We start from the raw sequence: 18,263 nt of genomic DNA, 5'->3' as shown, positions 1-18,263 counted from the left end.
TAAACAGCGCTTTTTTCCAGCCCAACGTTTCCCTCACTGCCCGATCGCCATCCCAACCCACTCACTCCTACCTCCCGTTTTGACAGCAAGGGCACAATAGATACATCCCCCTGCCACTTTGGAGGTGAGCAATGATTGCTCCAACGGCAGACACGAGCCTCTACGAAGCCGCCACTCAAGAGATTGGCCGCAAACTGCTGACAGCCACCCGATCGCCCCAAACCCTCTTCGCCCAACTCCACTGGGCCGATCGCCTCCTAGCCTGGACCCTGGAAAACCCCGGCCTGAGAGTGCAACTCTTTCGCCTCATCGACTGCCTCCCCTCCCTCCACAGCAAACCCGAAATAGCCCGCCACCTGCGCGAATACCTCACGGACGAAAGCGTCGAATTGCCCGACCCCCTCAAAACCCTGCTGAACTTCACCCAACCCGACTCCATCCCCGGCCAACTCGCCGCCACCACCTTCACCACCGCCGTCGCTGCCCTAGCCCGCAAATACATCGCCGGAGAAACCCTACCCCAAGCCCTCAAATCGATCGAGCGCCTGCGCAGCCACAAACTCGCCTTCAGCATGGATCTGCTGGGCGAAGCCGTCATCGCCGAATCCGAAGCCCAGTCCTACCTCGATCGCTACTTAGATACCATCGATCGCCTCAGCCAAGCCGCCCAAGCCTGGAAAACCGTTCCCGAAATCGATCTCGCCGACGGCAACCCTCTGCCTCAGGTGCAAGTGTCCGTCAAACTCACCGCCTTTGACTCGCAATTCGATCCGCTCGATGCGGCGGGCAGTCAGAAAAAAGTGAGCGGTCGCATTCGCCTACTGCTGCGCCTCGCCCGAGAACTAGGCGTCGCCATCCACTTCGACATGGAGCAATACGCCTACAAAGACCTCACCATTGCTATTCTGCAAGACCTGCTGATGGAGCCAGAGTTTCGCGATCGGGACGATATTGGCGTCACCCTGCAAGCCTATCTGCGAGACAGCGATCGCGATTTACGCGCTTGGATTGCCTGGGCCAAACAGCGCGGCACCCCCGTTACAGTGCGCTTGGTCAAAGGAGCCTATTGGGACCAAGAAACCATCCGCGCCATACAACAGGAGTGGCCACAACCGGTCTTCAATCACAAAGCTCTCACCGATGCAAAGTTCGAACAGTTGACCCAACTGCTGTTGGAAAATCACGATTACCTCTACGCCGCTATTGGCAGCCATAACGTGCGATCGCAAGCGCGGGCGATCGCGATCGCCAGAGCACTCCAAATCCCGCGCCGCCGCATCGAACTGCAGGTGCTGTACGGCATGGCCGATCGCTTGGCGGCTGCATTGGCAGAAGAAGGCTTTCGAGTTCGGGTCTATACTCCATTCGGCCAGCTCATTCCCGGCATGTCTTACCTGATTCGACGCTTGCTAGAAAACACCGCCAACTCGTCTTTCTTGCGCCAAAGTTCCGGCGATGTCTCCGCCGAGAGATTACTCGCCCCTCCTCAGACTGTCAGAGAAACGCCGCTCGCCTCCCCGCCAGGATTCCGCAATGCTGCCAGTACTGATTTCAGCAAGGCGGAAGCGACGGAACGGGCTCTGCAAGCGATTGAAACCGTCCGACAACAACTGGGACTCACCTACCAACCCCTGATCGACGGCCAATGGATTGAAACCCAGCACCAAATCGAGTCCGAAAACCCTTCTAACCCTGCAGAGATTGTCGGGCGCATTCAGATGGGAGGCTTGGATAATGTGGAGCGGGCGATCGCCGCTGCCAAAGCAGCTTTCCCGGCCTGGAAACGAACGCCAGTCAGCGAGCGAGCCGAGCTGCTGCGACGGGTGGGCGATCGCATGGCCGCTCGACAGGCCGAGCTGACGGCCTGGATGGTGCTGGAAACCGGTAAACCCATCCGAGAAGCGGATGCTGATGTGGTGGAGGCGATTGATTTTTGCCGCTATTACGCCGATCGCATGGAGCAACTCGATCGCGGCGAGCAATACGACCTACCCGGTGAGACTAACCGCTATCACTATCAACCGCGCGGCATTGCCGCAGTCATTTCGCCGTGGAATTTCCCTTTAGCAATTCCCACCGGCATGGTGATGGCTGCACTGGTGGCGGGCAACTGCACTATTCTCAAACCCTCGCTACAATCTTGCGCGATCGCCGCTAAGCTCGCGGAACTGTTGGTAGAAGCTGGAGTACCTGACGGTGTCTTCCAATTCCTGCCCGGTCGAGGCAGCGAGGTGGGCGCGGCCTTGGTGAAACACCCCGACGTACATTTAATTACCTTCACGGGCTCGCAGGAGGTGGGCTGCCAGATCTACGCCGATGCGGCTGTGCTGCAGCCGGGACAAACCCATCTCAAGCGCGTCATTGCCGAGATGGGGGGGAAAAACGCCATTATCGTAGACGAAAGTGCCGATCTCGATCTGACAGTGCAGGGGGTCGTGAAATCTGCCTTCGGCTACAGCGGTCAGAAGTGCTCTGCCTGCTCCCGCACCATCGTCCTCGCCCCCATTTACGAAGCCTTCCTCAAACGTCTTGTGGAAGCAACGCGATCGCTCGCCATCGGTCCCGCCGACAATCCTGGCACCACTGTGGGACCGGTTATCGCAGCCGCCGCCAGAGATCGCATCCGCAGAGCGATCGCCGAGGCACAAAACGAAGCCACCATTGCCCTAGCCATGGAAACGCCCAAAAACGGCTACTTTGTCGGTCCTACCCTCTTTAGCGATGTCGATCCCAGCTCCACTCTGGCCCAGCAGGAAATTTTTGGACCGGTATTAGCTGTGATGAAAGTGGAAACCTTTGCTGAAGCGATCGCGATCGCCAACTCAACCCCTTACGCCCTCACGGGTGGCGTCTATTCCCGCACTCCCTCCCATATCCAACAAGCCCAGCAGGAGTTTGAAGTGGGCAATCTCTACATCAACCGCAGCATTACCGGGGCGATCGTGAATCGACAGCCATTTGGCGGCTTCAAACTATCGGGGGTGGGCTCGAAAGCGGGTGGCCCCGATTATCTCTTGCAATTCCTCGAACCCCGCACCGTCACGGAAAATATCCAGCGCCAGGGGTTTGCGCCACTGGACAGCGATTCAGAGGGCCGATCGCCGCAGGGCTAATGTCGCGGCTTGCGCACCGGTCGCTGAGAGGGCGATCGCTCAGCAGCGGCAGCTTTCATCGACAAACTGATGCGGCTCAGTTGTTCGTTAATCTCCAGAACGCGAACCTTCACCACCTGTCCCACTTTCACCACCTCTTTCGGATCGCGGACGAACCGATCGGCTAACTGCGAAATATGGACCAAGCCATCTTGATGGACGCCAATATCCACAAACGCCCCGAAGTTCGCCACGTTAGTCACCACCCCTTCTAGCTCCATCCCCACCGCCAAATCGGCGATCTCGTCGATGCCTTCTGCAAAGGTGGCGTAGGTGAATTGGGCGCGGGGATCGCGACCGGGTTTTTCCAGTTCTCGGACGATATCCCGCAGCGTGGGCTCGCCGACGGAATCGCTGACATAGCGTTGCAGGTCCAGGGATTGCAGTCGATCTGGACTTTGCACCAGTTGGTCTAGAGGCCGTCCCAGATCGCTGGCGATCGCCTTCACAATCGCGTAACTCTCGGGGTGGACTGCCGTGTTATCCAAGGGCTGCTTGCCATCGCGAATGCGCAAAAAACCAGCCGCTTGTTCGAAGGCTTTAGGTCCCAGTTTCGGTACTTCGAGCAGTTGGCGGCGATCGCCAAACGCGCCGTTTTCGTTGCGATAATTCACGATGTTGTTGGCCACAGCAGCAGTCAACCCTGCAACGTAAGTCAGTAGTTCCTTTGAGGCAGTATTGAGGTCGACTCCGACAAAGTTGACGCAGCTTTCGACCGTTTCATCTAATTGTTTCTTGAGCAATTTCTGCTCGACATCGTGTTGATATTGCCCCACCCCAATCGACTTGGGCTCGACCTTGACCAATTCGGCTAACGGGTCTTGCAACCGCCGCCCGATCGCGATCGCCCCCCGCACCGTCACATCCAAATCGGGAAACTCGGCGATCGCCACCTCGCTGGCCGAATACACCGAGGCCCCCGCTTCACTCACCGTCACCTGAATGGGCTTCGGTTTCAGATCGGCGATCGCCTCTGTCACAAACGCATCCGTCTCTCGACTGGCGGTGCCGTTGCCAATGGCAATCAACTCAATCCCGTGTCGCGCGATCGTCTGGCGCAGAAACTGTGCCGCCTCTTCTCGCTGGGTCTGTGACTGGTGCGGAAAAATTGCCCGGTACTCCAAAAACTTGCCCGTGCGGTCGAGTGCCGCCACTTTGCAGCCCGTGCGAAAGCCGGGATCGATCCCCAATGTGGGCTTCATGCCCGCCGGAGCCGCCAACAACAGATCCTTCAAGTTAGCCGCAAAGGTTTGAATCGATTCGGCATCTGCCCAAGCCTTCTTGGTGGCGATCGCCGCCGCAGTCAGAGACGGTTTCAGCAAGCGCTGCAGCGCATCCGAGAGCATCGCAGCGTAAAACTCCCGCACATTTTTGGCCCGCGATCTCACCAGGCGATCGGCCAGATGGGAAAGCACCGCCCCCTCGTCAAACTTCAGCTTCAGCGTCAAAATGCCTTCTGCCTGTCCCCGCAGCAGCGCCAAAACATTGTGGGGCGCGATCCCCCTCAACGGCTTGCGGTAGTCGCGATACATCTCAAATTTCGTCGAGCCCTCAGGATAATCTGACTTGATTTTGGCCGCAAACTCCCCCGACTTCAGTAGAAACTCCCGCAGGTAAGCCCGCAGCTCGGCTTGCTCCGCCACAGCCTCCGCCAGAATGTCCGATGCCCCTTTAAGCGCATCCGCCGCGCTCTCCACCCCTTTGACCGCATCCACATAGCGACTGGCTTCTCCCTCTAGATTTGCTGGGGTAGCGTTGGGACGATTGAGCGATCGGATAAACTCCGCCAGCGGTTCCAAGCCTTTTTCTCGGGCGATCGCCGCCCGCGTGCGGCGTTTGGGACGGTAGGGCAGATAGAGATCTTCCAGTTCGGTCTTTTGAACGCAGGCTTCGATTTTGGCTCGCAGTGCATCCGTCAGTTTGTTTTGAGAGGCGATCGCATCGAGCACCGTTGTCTTACGCTCTTCCAGCTCCTTCAAATAGGTATAGCGATCCTGCAGTGCCCGCAGTTGTGTTTCGTCCATCTCCCCCGTGCGTTCCTTCCGGTAGCGCGCAATAAACGGCACCGTAGCCCCCTCCCCCAGCAACTCCAAAGCATTTTGAACCTGCGCGGGACGCAATGACAGTTCGCGAGCTAAGAATGGAACGAAATCGAGCATAGTTAGACGGTCAAATGGTAGTTGGGTCCGATTAGAGTGTATAAAATCTGGGACTGGCTTGCCGCCTTGTGGCGATCGCCCCGCAACCCCCTATCGCCACAAGGCGGGTTAAGGATCGTGATACTATCTTTAAGAAATCTTTGCGCGCAGGCCCAAATCGGGCCGAACCTCCTCAACCAAGCTAGGCCAGCGCCATATGGATCGATCCTCTCCGCAGCCCATTCGAGACCTTCCACATCCACTCCCCATTGGAACGATCGGCGTCGGCAATATGGGCCAACATCACGCCCGCGTCTTGAGCTTGATGAAGGATGTTGAAGTGGTGGGTGTGGCCGATGTCAATGTCGAACGCGGTTTAGATATCGCCAGCCGCTACCAAGCTCACTTTTACGAAGATTATCGAGACTTGCTGCCCCATGTGGCCGCAGTTTGCATTGCCGTACCGACTAAATTGCACTACGAAGTCGGCATGGCCTGTCTCAATGCAGGCGTCCACGTCTTGATGGAAAAACCGCTGGCCGCCAGCATTCTCGAAGCAGAAGCCTTGGTCAATCAAGCCGCTGATAGCCATCTCACTCTGCAAGTGGGTCATATCGAGCGGTTCAACCCCTCCTTTCAAGAGCTATCGAATGTCTTGCAGCGAGAAGAACTCCTGGCGGTAGAAGCCCACCGCATGAGCCCCTATTCCAGCCGAGCCAACGATGTCTCGGTGGTGTTCGACTTGATGATCCACGACATCGATCTCCTGCTCGAATTAATTCCTTATCCCGTTATCGATGTCACCGCCAGCGGCAACAAAACAGCTCACACCGCCTCCAAATTTCTCGACTTCGTGACGGCAACCCTACGGTTTTCTAACAATGTCATTGCCACCCTGACATCGAGCAAGGTGACCCATCGCAAGCTGCGCTGCATCGCTGCCCACTGTAAAGACTCTCTCACCGAAGCCGATTTTCTCAATAACGAGATCCTGATTCATCGCCAAACCACCGCCAATTACACTACCGAGTACGGCCAAGTGCTCTATCGCCAAGACGGTCTGATCGAGAAGGTCTACACCCAAAATGTGGAACCGTTGAGTGCCGAGCTAGAGCATTTCGTGCAATGCGTGCGGGGGGGCAGCGAACCCTCTGTGGGAGGAGAGCAGGCACTGAAGGCATTGCGCTTGGCCTACGAAATCGAACAACTCGCCCTGAGGAGCGCACTGTCAGTCTCAGAAATTTCCCAGTCTATCCCCACCCCCCATACAGTTCTGACCTAGTTCTCCTCTCAATCAGTTTCTGATACTCGCCCTCAGATGCTACTCAGCATCGTCAGCATTGTGGATGGTACCCACTCAATTCATGCAAGCTGAGGACCGTCTTTGGTCCTGAGGTCACAGCAATCCCAAGCTAATATCGCCTACGCAGGAAAGTCCGTAACCTAGTGGGCAGAATTGCTCGGCAAAAAAAGCAACAACGCCTGCAGCTGCGAGAAATCTTACCCCGGTTGTGGTTTTGCCAAGTCGCTCAAGTGCTGAAGTCCCTAGGCCAGCCAGTGTAAGCCAGGAGGCCAGATACCCTTTAGGCGCTACTGACCTATTTGCGGAAGCATCAGACTGAAATCATCGGCGATCGGCGTTGTCGGCAAGCCGACAACGCTATCTGCAGGTCGGATGGAGAATGGCGTTGACTGAGTGGTGGGGCGTCGTCAAAAGAGAACAGGAATGAGGTGGTCTCAGGCAGGTAGCTATGTATAAGCAGTCTTAAAAGGAGTAGAACTCAATGGAAAATAGTCACAGCTCTAGTTCAATAAAGACCCAGCAGTACCATCCCTAAATAATTTACAGGTGGTTCATATTTAACCTTAAATCGACTTCAATCAAATCCCATTCCAGCCACCAGAACCTGCTTGACTGCAGGGCTATAACCTTACAGGCAATTGATATGGCAGTCATAAATCAGTCGTGAACGCTGAGTGGCCTGAAACCCAGTGCTGGCAAGGATCGGGGTTTACAATTCATTTATGATCGCTATATTAGGGCCACTTAGTGCTCTAAGACAATCGCGAATATTGAGATGATTTGCAATTCAACTAGGATTGTTATAAGTCAACTCTATCAATTCTATCAAAACGCCTGCTTGGTGTTTAGTGATTGAATTTGTTGGGTAGAGTAAGAGAGAGCGAGATTCACGCAAAGAAATGCCAAAATTCAATCCTTTCACTTATACTGAGGGAATCATGAGGATTTTCTTGGCTATATAGAGCTACCGTAGCACTAAGCGAAATAGAGTTCTTGGTTGAATTAATTATCTGTACAAATCCATACTCAACAGAGTTTGTGGCCGATCGGAAATATAGCAGATGGAAACTATCTCGATATTAGTTATTGATGATGAGCCAGATAATTTCGATGTTATTGATTCAATTTATAGAATCAATAAATCTTGGTTTTCAGAAAACAAGCCATTGAATTTATGTTATTCTAGTTCTGGCCAAGAAGCAATCGACTCATTGGGTGCTATCAATCCAGATCTAATTCTTCTAGACGTAATGATGCCAGTTATGGATGGCATTGAAACTTGTAAGAAAATCAAATCTACGAACGACTGGAAATCAATTCCGATAATCATTCTAACAGCCCTGAGCACTAAAGAAGATTTAGCGAGGTGTCTCGAAGCAGGTGCAGATGATTTCGTTAGTAAGCCCATCAACTCAGTTGAATTGATGGCAAGAACTAAGTCGATGCTTAGAATTAAATGGCAATTTGATGAGATAAAGCAATATGCAGATATCCAAAAAGACGCAATTTCCGTCCTAAATAAAAGCCTCCAAGAGTTAAAAGGTAATGTTGAAATAGGGCTTTCATTTGATGTCAAAGCTCCACTAACTAATCTAATGGGAAGCCTGTATATTCTCAGATCTGACTACAAAAAATTAAAATCCGAACGGATTCATGAATTAGTCAATCTTGCTTACCAGTCTTCACTTAATTTAGAGAGGCTTACATGTAAGTTTCTTACGTATCTTCAAATTAAATCAACTGATTTATCTGCTCTAGAATGTACGAGTAAGCTAACAAAACCTAGGTTGAACTATATTGGTAATGCGATAGCTACTAAATTCAGCCGCCCTACTGACATTGAAATCATCTTCGAAGAGAAAAATAATTTAGTAATTGGCATTAATCAAAAGCATTTTCAGTTACTGCTTGAAGAATTATTAGATAATGCGTTTCGATTTTCTAGTTCTGGCCAACCTGTAACAGTTCTCTGTAGCTTTGCCGATCGCAAACTCGATCTTTGGATTATCGATCGAGGTAAAGGAATTGCAGTATTACAAAATGATGGTTTGCAGGAAGAGGATAGCTTAGCTTGTATTAAGCAGCTATCTGGGTTTGGACTCAAAATAGCTATCTCAATTATTGAACTATACGGTGGCAATATTAAGATATCGAGCATGAAAGATAATGGAACTAAGATGCACTTGCAATTATCTACCCAGGCGACTAAAAATATTCCAGATTATAGTGACTAATTTAATTTCTACTTCTACTAAAATATTAGTATAATATTTCTTTTAGATTAATTTGATAAGTCTGCTTGGCGGCCGAGCAACTTCTGAAAGGTCGAGCAGAAAGATGGAATGATAGAGCTTTAACCACGTCTCGCCGTTATTGAAGCTGTAGAACGAAGACGAGGAACTCTCACAAGTCCACCACTGGTGGGGAATTTAGGGGGGACGAGTGCAAGACTTAAAAACTCTAGACCTCAATATAGATACGGTTCAAAGCCTCTATTTGTGTCATTTTTAAAAGCGTTTTTAGGGTAATAAATGAGCTTTTCAATCACATTTTAATGAAATTTCTTTTTTGCTAGGCAATCAATTTTGCTAAGATATGTAATAGAGATAACGGTGATAGGTTCAAGTCATACATGCTGAGGATCGCGATCGAATCGATGCATATCTTCTCAATGTAAAGACTATATCCTCAAGCCAGCCATGTTCCCCAATTTTACTGAGGCAATAGCGACTTTGAATCGATATTGGACATTGAGCGAGATGCCCTAAGAACTCCTGATTGAGGAAGCAAGCTGCATGGCCAAATTTTTGAAATTACTGATTGTTGATGATGACGAAGTGGATCGCATGGCGATTCTTAGGGCGATCGCGCGCAGCAGCCTTAAGGCAGACTGCGATGAGGCTCGCAATGGTGCAGAAGCAGTAGCCGCCATCGAAGCCGAGGACTACAACTGCGTATTTCTGGACTACCGGCTCCCCGATACCGATGGTTTGTCATTGGTTAAGGACATTCGTCAGGCCGATGTCAAAATTCCTTTGATCGTACTGACGGGACAAGGAGACGAGCAAATTGCTGTCGACTTGATGAAGGCTGGAGCTTCAGACTATTTAACGAAATCGAAGGTTTCACCGGAAAGCCTCGTCCTTCTTGTCCGCAACTCCATTCGTCTGTACGAAGCTGAACGCAAAACTGAACTGGCGTCTCGACAACTGCACGAGAGCAACGAACTGCTGAGACGGCAAAATCAAGAGCTAGAAACGCAGCGTCAGAAAATCCACCTGCAAAACCAGCAGCTGATCGCTGCCACCCGCCTGAAGGATGAATTCCTGGCGAATATGAGCCACGAACTCAGAACTCCTCTCAATGCGATTATTGGCATGACTGAAGGCTTGCAAGAGCTTATCTATGGCGAGCTCAATCCATCGCAACTGAAAGCACTTCAAACTGTCGATCGCAGTGCTACTCATTTACTCGCACTGATTAACGATATTCTGGACATCGCCAAAATTGAAGCGGGTCAAGTGAAACTAGAACTAGAACTGACGCCTATTGGTCCTCTATGTAGTGCGAGCTTAGCATTTATCAAACAGCAGGCACTTCAAAAGCAAATCCAGATTGATATAGAGTTATCCAGAAATCTGCCTGAGATGCTGGTGGACCGACGGCGCATTCAACAAGCATTGATTAACCTGCTTACTAATGCAGTCAAATTCACACCGGAGAGTGGACGAATTAAACTTGAGGTATCTCTTTCCTCTCTGCCAGTAAGTTCAGCTCGAGACAGAATGGAGGTAACTTGCAATCATTTCGTAGAAATTTCCGTTCGAGACACTGGAATTGGTATTGCGCAAGAACATATTGGCAATCTATTCAAGCCTTTTCAACAAATTGATAGTGCTCTCAATCGCAAATATAATGGTACTGGTTTGGGATTGGCTATGGTCAAGAGCCTTGTTGAACTGCATGGGGGTGAAGTTATTGTAAGCAGTAAAGTTGGTGCGGGTAGCCGTTTCGCCATCAAGTTGCCATATACTCCTGTTCGTGAAGGTGAATCCCAAGCCATACTTCCAACCACTAAGCCCGTCTGCAAACAGTCTTCTCCAGAGCATTGTTTAGTATTGCTAGTCGAAGATAACGAAGCCAATATCTGCACTATGTCGAGCTATTTGGAAGCTAAAGGGTATGACCTCCTACTTGCTCGTAGCGGTTGGGAAGCAATTGAATTAGTCCAGGAAGAAACTCCCGATGCGATCTTGATGGATATTCAAATGCCTAATATGGATGGTTTAGAGACAATTCAGTATATTCGCCAGAAACTCCAAATGACTGCTGTACCAATTATCGCCCTCACAGCACTAGCTATGCCCGGAGACAAAGAGCGATGCATGGAAGCTGGAGCTAATGAATATCTCAGCAAACCTGTTCAATTGAGAAAACTCGCCACCATAATTAATAGCTTTCAAACGGGAAGGTAAGCATAGAGCGATCGATCGGTTCAACTCGAACAATCAAGTCTGTCGCAGGGGATGCACAGTCTTCAGGGGAAGGGACTTTCAGATTGTCTCGAGCCAGTTGTGCTCCGACTTGATTGGCGATGCTTGTAATTCGAGTAGGAGGTGGCGATCGCCCCTAGATGCATTAGTCCGCAGCTTGCAACTGCTGCATCAACCAATTGGCTGCTGCCGTGTTTGTTTCTTCCGACAATCGTTCCAGAGTTTGTTCGACCAATGCGATCTCCAGACCTTCCAAAACCTGCGAAACCTGAATGGATTCATACACACCTGCTGCCGTCAAACCGAACGCAAACAGCCGCACTCCTTTCACATCAACAACCCAATATTCGGCAATTCCCAAACTGGCGTAGAGCTGCTTTTGTTCGTCAAGATCCAGACTCAGCGTCGTATCGGCAATTTCTCCAACCAAATCGGGCAGGCGATGGCGGTTTAGAACGATCCGGCGCGGCTCGCCAGGTTGCCACTTGGGGATATTTTCACCTTTGTAAAGCACCAAGTCTGGCGCGCAGGCTTGTGTTTCCGGCTTTTCAATTAAGCAGCGCCCATAGGATTGCAGAACCGAATCGGGATGCAGAAATGCCCAAACAAAGAAAATCGCAGTCAACAGATCGCTAAAAGAAGCATGGTTCGGCCCTTCTGTCCCCATATCGACCCACAACCAACCTTGGTTGAATGCAATTTTACGCCAATTTATCTCCGAGCTATCCCGCACTGCGGCATAGTCTTGCCAAGTTGCATCGTGCTGCTGGCGTAGGGAGGAGGGTTGGCTAGATTTCTCCAAGGAGAGCGTCATCGCTCGACACCTCGCAAGTCCAATTTGTTTGGCGATCTCAGCTAAGCTCAATCATAGCGTTTTCAAGACTTGCAGAGCTCTGGACAATATTCGCCAACCCATTCATCCAGTCGATCGCGATCGGGAGGTAAGGAAAACGATGGCGGCTACAAGTCAGTCCCGATGGAAAGGGCGATCGCCCAATGTCTCAATTCACAGTTTGCAACTGCTGCATCAACCAATTGGCTGCTGCCGTGTTTGTTTCTTCCGACAATCGTTCCAGAGTTTGTTCGACCAATGCGATCTCCAGACCTTCCAAAACCTGCGAAACCTGAATGGATTCATACACACCTGCTGCCGTCAAACCGAACGCAAACAGCCGCACTCCTTTCACATCAACAACCCAATATTCGGCAATTCCCAAACTGGCGTAGAGCTGCTTTTGTTCGTCAAGATCCAGACTCAGCGTCGTATCGGCAATTTCTCCAACCAAATCGGGCAGGCGATGGCGGTTTAGAACGATCCGGCGCGGCTCGCCAGGTTGCCACTTGGGGATATTTTCACCTTTGTAAAGCACCAAGTCTGGCGCGCAGGCTTGTGTTTCCGGCTTTTCAATGAGGCAACGACCAAAAGATTGCAGCACGGGCTTGGGATGTAAAAACACCCAAAACCCAAAAATCATGGTCAACAGATCGCTAAAAGAAGCATGGTTCGGCCCTTCTGTCCCCATATCGACCCACAACCAACCTTGGTTGAAGGCAATTTTACGCCAATCTATCTCCGAGCTATCCCGCACTGCGGCATAGTCTTGCCAAGTTGCATCGTGCTGCTGGCGTAGGGAGGAGGGTTGGCTAGATTTCTCCAAGGAGAGCGTCATCGCTCGACACCCCGCAAGTCCAATTTGTTTGGCGATCTCAGCTAAGCTCAATCATAGCGTCCTCAAGACTTGCAGAGCTCTGGACAATATTCGCCAACCCATTCAGCCAATCGACCGCGATCGGGAGGTAAAACGATGGCACTCAAATACAGCAAGCGGGCATTGGTGACGGGTGGCAACCGAGGCATTGGCTTGGCGATCGCCCGAGGCTTATCGATTGGACATTTTAATTCCGCGATCGTAACGCTGTCCCCTTCTAAACTTCAACCTCCAACTCGAACACCGATCGAACGACCGATCCCAAAACAGACTGCAAACTAATGTAAAGAATGTAAACCAGCAAACCCAGTTGGAATATAACATTAGTTTAAGATATATAAACCTAACGTCAAAGTCAAAAATCTCGAGACAGAGTAAGGGTTTTATCCTCTACCCTTCTCCAGAACTATTGTCACGAGATTCCAGAACTATTGTCACGAGATCGTTATACCTGAAATTCATGTATGACCGAATCTCTTGGGGCTGCAAATCAACAAGTCTGACCGAGCTTGCGATTGACATCTCCAGTACATCATCGCTACCATGCAGGTTGCCTGAAATATATACTGACTAGTCGGTTTATCTTTTCGACAGGGGTATCGAGGAAAGCCCTCGCTATCTTATTTACACTACAATGCCTGTCAGTCGTATCAGTTTTTTCTCATGGAGATGAATCCTTCTCCTTAACAGGCATACTTTAATGGTTAAATATGTGTTTAACTACTAACTGGGTTGTTTCCATAAGGTGACTTTCATGGACGATTCAACGCGACAACAACTATCCCAGCAACATGCGCCTAGAGCTGCATCGTCCCAACGCAAGATGCCTTGGCTCTTGGCGGCGATCGTCTTGGCTGCTGGCGGTGGTTTCATCGGCTGGCGCTGGTTCGATCGCGATACAGCCCTGCAGGCGGTTGAAGAAGCCCCCGCTCTGACTGTGGGGGTGCAGTCGATTGAACCCAGTACAGTCACCCTCAGCTCTGAGTTTGTCGGATCTCTAGAAGCTGTCAATCGCGTAGCCTTGAGGCCCGAAGCAGAGGGACGAGTATTAGATATTTTGGTGCGGGAAGGCGATCGCGTTACGGTTGGCACCCCCATCGTCCAGTTAGGTTCCATTCGTCCCCAAGCCCGAGTGAATGGAGCGCTAGCCACTGTGGAAGTGGCGAGGGCTGCGCAAAATAGTGCCAGCGCTCAGTTGTTAGCAGCCCAAGCCGATCGCGATCGCGAAACGGCTGAAGTGGAGCTGCAAGAAGCCGAGTTTCGTCGTGCGGAGGCACTGGTCGAGGAAGGGGCTCTGTCGCTGCAAGACCTCGACCGCGTCCGGCGCGATCGCGATGCGGCGATGGCAGCGTTCAATGCTGCCGAGAAGCGAATCGCGGCGGCCCGAGCTGCTCTAGAACAAGCGAATGCGGCCATTGCCGAAGCTCGCGCGGATGTTGACGTAGCGCGCAAAGATTTATCTGACTTCATCGTACAGGCCCCCATTGATGGCATCGTGGGAGATATTTCAGTCGAGATTGGCGACTATATCGATAGCGACGATATCCTGACCGCCATCACCCAAAACGAACGGCTGGAATTGCGGTTGGCCATCCCCATCGAACGAGCCAGAAGGCTGCAGGTGGGCTTGCCTGTCGAATTGGTGTTGCCGTCCGAAACTGAACTACTGGTGACTGGAGCCATTAGCTTTGTGTCTCCTCGGGTGGATACCAACACTCAAATTGTGTTGGCGAAAGCCAGTTTCCCCAATCCCGATGGGCTACTGCGTGACGAGCAGTTTGTGACGGCCAACGTGATTTGGTCGGAAGCTCCGGGACTGTTGGTTCCCACCTCGGCCATCTCGTTTCTGGGGGGGCAAGCCTTTGTCTTCGTTGTAGAAGAGACAGAATCTTTGGAATCGGCCGGTCTGCAGCAGATCGCCGTTCAACGACCCATTCAGTTGGGCAGTCTGCAAGGCAATTTTTACGAAGTTTCCGAAGGCTTGCAGCCTGGAGAAACCATTGTCACCTCCGGTTTGCTGAATCTAACGGATGGCGCGATCGTCGCCCCCCAAGCGGATGCAGCAACAGAAACAGCCTTTGCCAACATCCACTAATCCTTCCCTCTCCTCACCACCTGTCAGCAGTAGATCGACATGTTTGTTGAAACCTTTATCCGCCGACCCGTCCTCACAATTGTCTGCTCCATCATTGTTCTGCTGGCAGGGTTGGTCAGCATCCCCACACTGCCCGTCGAGCAATATCCCAATATCAGCCCGCCGCAGGTGGTGGTTTCTGCCACCTACATCGGTGCCAACGCCAACGTTGTCGAAGAAACGGTTACCACCATCTTGGAGCGGGAAATCAACGGGGTGGAGGGCATGCGCTACATGTCCTCCATTAGCTCTGAAGATGGCACCAGCACAATTACGGTGACCTTCGACCAAGGGTACGACATCGATATCGCTGCTGTGGACGTACTCAATCGGGTGACACTGGCCGAACCGCAGTTACCTGCAGATGTGCAGCAAACGGGGGTGTCCATTACCAAGCAGTCGGGGGGAACAGTCGCGGGGATGGCGATTTTCAGTGAAGAAGAAGGGCTCTACGACGAGAACTTTATTAGCAACTACGCCGACCTGTACGTGCTCGACGAGTTGAATCGCCTCAATGGCGTCTCGCAAATTCGTCCCTATGGCGAGCGCCGCTACGCTATGCGGCTGTGGCTGGACCCCAATCGCATGGCCAGTCGCCGTCTTTCGGCCCAAGACGTTGTGGATGCGCTAGAAGAACAAAATATTCAGGTGGGGGCCGGACGGATCGGACAGCCTCCTGCAGAAGCGGGCTTGCAGTATCAATTGCCGATTCGAGCAGTGGGGCGTCTCAGGAATGTGTCCGAGTTTGAAGACATCGTTCTAGCTGCTGGTGACGACGGTGCTTTGATTAAGCTCTCGGATGTGGGGCATGCAGAGCTCGGAGCAGAAGACTACAACACGTTTGCCCAATACAGCGGTCGAGGGGCGATCGGCTACGAGATCTTGCAGTCTCCGGGCAGTAATGCGTTGGCTGTGGCCCAAGCTTTAAAAGCCAAAATGGCCGAGTTGGCAGAAGACTTTCCCCCCAGTCTGACCTACGAAATTCCCTACGACCCCACCCTGTTTGTGGTGGAGTCTCGTAAAGAGGTGGTGAGAACTCTCATTCAAGCCATTTGCTTAGTCGTTCTGGTCCTGTTCCTGTTTCTGCAAAACTGGCGCGCGACGATCGTACCGGCGATCGTGATTCCCATTTCGCTGATCGGCACGTTTGCCTTTATTAAGCTGTTCGATTTTTCCATCAATAGCTTGACTCTATTCGGCTTGACTCTGGCGACGGGGATGGTGGTGGACGATGCGATCGTGGTGGTGGAAGACATTGCTGCGAAAGTGCAAGAACAGGGAATGAAGCCTCATTTAGCGGCGATCGAGGCCATGCGAGAGCTAACCAGTGCGGTCATTGCCACCTCCCTCGTACTGTTAGCCGTGTTTGTGCCAGTGGCCTTCTTCCCCGGCACCACCGGGCAGCTCTATCGACAATTCGCTCTCACCATTGCCTTTTCCATTGTTATCTCCACCTTCAACGCCCTCAGCTTGACCCCGGCTCTATCTGCATTACTGTTGCGACCGGGGCAGCAGCCGGGGGGATGGCTCGGTCGAGTGTTTGGGGTTCTCAATCGCGGTATTGATGCCACCCGACGCAGCTATCGCACGGCATTGAGTCGTCTGACGGGGTTTAAAACAGCGATCGTCTGTTTATTTATCGGCACGCTGGTTGTGACCCTATGGTTTTATCAGCAGGTCCCGACAGCTTTTCTGCCTGAGGAAGATCAGGGATATGTGGTCAGCATCGTACAGGCTCCCGACGGTGCGTCGCTGCAATATACCGAAGGGGCGATCGATCGCCTCGAAGACGAGCTGCTGCAATACCCCGAGGTAGCCGGAACGTTTTCTCTGGGTGGGTTTGGTTTTACGGGGAATACGGCCAACAGTGCTCTGAGCTTCGTTCCTTTTATCCCCTGGAGCGAGCGGACAGACCCCAACCAATCGGCCCAAGCATTTCTCGCCAAGGTCTTCGAACCCCTCTCGCAAATTTTGGAGGGAAGGGTGTTTGCCATTAATCCTCCTGCCATTCAGGGTTTGGGCAATGTGGGAGGCTTTGTATTCCACCTGCAGGATCGCGGCAACAACCCGATTGAAACTTTAGTCCAATATCGAGACGAGTTGGTGGCCCAAGCCAACGAGCAGCCGGAACTGCAAGCTGCCATCAGCACCTATACCGCCAATTCCCCTCAACTATTGGTGGATATCGATCGCAATCGAGCCAAAGCGCTGCAGGTGCCGGTGGACGAAGTTCTCAACACGCTGCAGATCTATTTAGGCTCTCGCTACGTGAATGACTTCAATGCCTTCGGTCGCAACTACCGCGTCTACGTTCAAGCCGATCGCCAGTTCCGTTCCAATCCCGAAGATCTGAATCAGCTCTACGTGCGCTCCGATCTGGACGAGATGGTTCCACTGGGCAATCTGGTCAATGTGGAGCGCATTATCGGGCCTCAAACCATTAATCACTACAATCTGTTCCGTTCCATTGAAATTAACGGCGTCGCCGCCCCAGGTTACAGCTCGGGTCAGGCGATCGCCGCGATGGAGCGGGTGGCGGCAGAGGTGTTGCCCAGAAACTTCGATTTCGAATGGTCCGGCATTTCTCTAGAAGAGTTAGAGTCTGGCGGTCAAGCCCCGCTTATTTTTGGCTTGGGCATTCTCTTAGTCTTTCTAGTGCTGGCGGCCCAATACGAAAATTTTGTCGATCCCTTTATCATTTTGCTGGCTGTACCGCTGGCAATATTGGGGGCACTCTCGGCCATTTCTCTGCGGGGCATTGCCAACGATGTTTACTGCCAAGTGGGCTTGGTGATGCTGATTGGTTTGGCCAGTAAAAACTCCATCTTAATTGTGGAGTTTGCCAATCAGTTACGGGAACAAGGTATGCCAATTGTCAAGGCTGCAGTGGAAGCGTCTCAGCAGCGTTTGCGTCCTATTATCATGACGGCAGTATCGACGCTGTTGGGGATTTTTCCGCTCGCGATCGCCACCGGTGCGGGGTCGGCTAGCCGGCAGTCGTTGGGAACAGCGGTGTTTGGCGGCATGATTTTCGCGACGGTGTTGAGTTTATTAATCGTCCCGATTCTCTATATCGTGATTGCCACTCTGCTATGCCGCCTCAAGGACGGTTGCAAAGATCTCTCGCCGCTGCACGAACCCCACAATCCTGCAGAGGCTACCTTGCAGACAGAGACTACCTTGCAGAGCTCTAGGAAGTAACACCGACGAGCTGACAAAAAGCTTGAAACCATTGCTGCGTTGCGGGGAGCGATCGGAATCGCAGTTCTCGATCTGGAGAGGATAGGGAAACTGGAAGTAGCCACTATGGCAGAATTGCAGAGGATTTCGCAAT

At 51.9% G+C, this 18,263-nt stretch carries 10 protein-coding genes; 7 read left to right on the top strand and 3 right to left on the bottom strand.

The annotated features are described in order from the left end of the window. The first annotated feature begins 131 nt into the window (after positions 1-131). Positions 132-3,113: an L-glutamate gamma-semialdehyde dehydrogenase gene (gene pruA, locus SYN7336_RS10630; RefSeq protein WP_017325922.1), complete on the top strand. Its 2,982-nt coding sequence runs from the start codon at positions 132-134 to the stop codon at positions 3,111-3,113. On the opposite strand, the gene SYN7336_RS25400 is transcribed toward pruA, so the two are convergent. After that, positions 3,110-5,311, bottom strand: coding sequence for a Tex family protein (locus tag SYN7336_RS25400; RefSeq protein ID WP_017325921.1), 2,202 nt, complete (start codon positions 5,309-5,311; stop codon positions 3,110-3,112). The genes pruA and SYN7336_RS25400 overlap by 4 nt on opposite strands. 196 nt (positions 5,312-5,507) lie before the next feature. Here SYN7336_RS25400 and SYN7336_RS25395 point away from each other — a divergent pair, with 196 nt between their 5' ends. The 3 genes from SYN7336_RS25395 (at position 5,508) to SYN7336_RS10605 (ending at position 11,068) form a co-directional block, all read left to right on the top strand. Beyond that, entirely contained in the window at positions 5,508-6,572 is a 1,065-nt protein-coding gene (locus SYN7336_RS25395; RefSeq protein WP_051039799.1) for a Gfo/Idh/MocA family protein, read from the top strand. Positions 6,573-7,654: 1,082 nt separating this feature from the next. Beyond that, positions 7,655-8,827 (top strand): hybrid sensor histidine kinase/response regulator, encoded by a 1,173-nt coding sequence (locus SYN7336_RS10610; RefSeq protein ID WP_017325917.1) that lies wholly within the window; start codon positions 7,655-7,657, stop codon positions 8,825-8,827. 561 nt (positions 8,828-9,388) lie between these two features. Next, positions 9,389-11,068 carry a response regulator gene (locus SYN7336_RS10605; RefSeq protein ID WP_017325916.1) on the top strand — a complete coding sequence of 560 codons (1,680 nt, stop codon included), beginning with the start codon at positions 9,389-9,391 and terminating at the stop codon, positions 11,066-11,068. A 163-nt stretch (positions 11,069-11,231) separates the two neighbouring features. Here the strand turns inward: SYN7336_RS10605 and SYN7336_RS10600 are convergent, their stop codons facing one another. Together SYN7336_RS10600 and SYN7336_RS10595 are read right to left on the bottom strand one after the other, a co-directional pair. Continuing rightward, positions 11,232-11,900 carry a Uma2 family endonuclease gene (locus SYN7336_RS10600; protein WP_017325915.1) on the bottom strand — a complete coding sequence of 223 codons (669 nt, stop codon included), beginning with the start codon at positions 11,898-11,900 and terminating at the stop codon, positions 11,232-11,234. 187 nt (positions 11,901-12,087) lie between these two features. After that, positions 12,088-12,756 carry a Uma2 family endonuclease gene (locus tag SYN7336_RS10595; RefSeq protein WP_017325914.1) on the bottom strand — a complete coding sequence of 223 codons (669 nt, stop codon included), beginning with the start codon at positions 12,754-12,756 and terminating at the stop codon, positions 12,088-12,090. 135 nt (positions 12,757-12,891) lie between these two features. On the opposite strand from SYN7336_RS10595, the gene SYN7336_RS30795 reads away from it, so the two are divergent. From SYN7336_RS30795 to SYN7336_RS10580, 3 genes are all read left to right on the top strand, one after another. After that, positions 12,892-13,077 carry a hypothetical protein gene (locus SYN7336_RS30795; RefSeq protein WP_156820111.1) on the top strand — a complete coding sequence of 62 codons (186 nt, stop codon included), beginning with the start codon at positions 12,892-12,894 and terminating at the stop codon, positions 13,075-13,077. A 472-nt stretch (positions 13,078-13,549) separates the two neighbouring features. Next, positions 13,550-14,890, top strand: coding sequence for an efflux RND transporter periplasmic adaptor subunit (locus SYN7336_RS10585; protein WP_038025891.1), 1,341 nt, complete (start codon positions 13,550-13,552; stop codon positions 14,888-14,890). 39 nt (positions 14,891-14,929) lie between these two features. Further along, positions 14,930-18,130: an efflux RND transporter permease subunit gene (locus SYN7336_RS10580; RefSeq protein ID WP_017325911.1), complete on the top strand. Its 3,201-nt coding sequence runs from the start codon at positions 14,930-14,932 to the stop codon at positions 18,128-18,130. The last annotated feature ends 133 nt before the right edge of the window (positions 18,131-18,263 follow it).

It is taken from the genome of Synechococcus sp. PCC 7336 (genome assembly GCF_000332275.1).
GTDB lineage: Bacteria > Cyanobacteriota > Cyanobacteriia > Thermostichales > PCC-7336 > PCC-7336.
The sequence above is the reverse complement of the archived record's forward strand: the minus strand, read 5'-3'. Positions and strand labels throughout refer to the sequence as shown.

What these genes read in the sequence shown, in the direction of transcription:
- SYN7336_RS10595 (WP_017325914.1), bottom strand. Translation starts at nt 12,756, where the DNA reads ATGACGCTCTCCTTGGAGAAATCTAGCCAACCCTCCTCCCTACGCCAG.
- SYN7336_RS25395 (WP_051039799.1), top strand. Translation starts at nt 5,508, where the DNA reads ATGGATCGATCCTCTCCGCAGCCCATTCGAGACCTTCCACATCCACTC.
- SYN7336_RS10600 (WP_017325915.1), bottom strand. Translation starts at nt 11,900, where the DNA reads ATGACGCTCTCCTTGGAGAAATCTAGCCAACCCTCCTCCCTACGCCAG.
- SYN7336_RS25400 (WP_017325921.1), bottom strand. Translation starts at nt 5,311, where the DNA reads ATGCTCGATTTCGTTCCATTCTTAGCTCGCGAACTGTCATTGCGTCCC.
- SYN7336_RS10585 (WP_038025891.1), top strand. Translation starts at nt 13,550, where the DNA reads ATGGACGATTCAACGCGACAACAACTATCCCAGCAACATGCGCCTAGA.
- pruA (WP_017325922.1), top strand. Translation starts at nt 132, where the DNA reads ATGATTGCTCCAACGGCAGACACGAGCCTCTACGAAGCCGCCACTCAA.
- SYN7336_RS30795 (WP_156820111.1), top strand. Translation starts at nt 12,892, where the DNA reads ATGGCACTCAAATACAGCAAGCGGGCATTGGTGACGGGTGGCAACCGA.
- SYN7336_RS10605 (WP_017325916.1), top strand. Translation starts at nt 9,389, where the DNA reads ATGGCCAAATTTTTGAAATTACTGATTGTTGATGATGACGAAGTGGAT.
- SYN7336_RS10610 (WP_017325917.1), top strand. Translation starts at nt 7,655, where the DNA reads ATGGAAACTATCTCGATATTAGTTATTGATGATGAGCCAGATAATTTC.
- SYN7336_RS10580 (WP_017325911.1), top strand. Translation starts at nt 14,930, where the DNA reads ATGTTTGTTGAAACCTTTATCCGCCGACCCGTCCTCACAATTGTCTGC.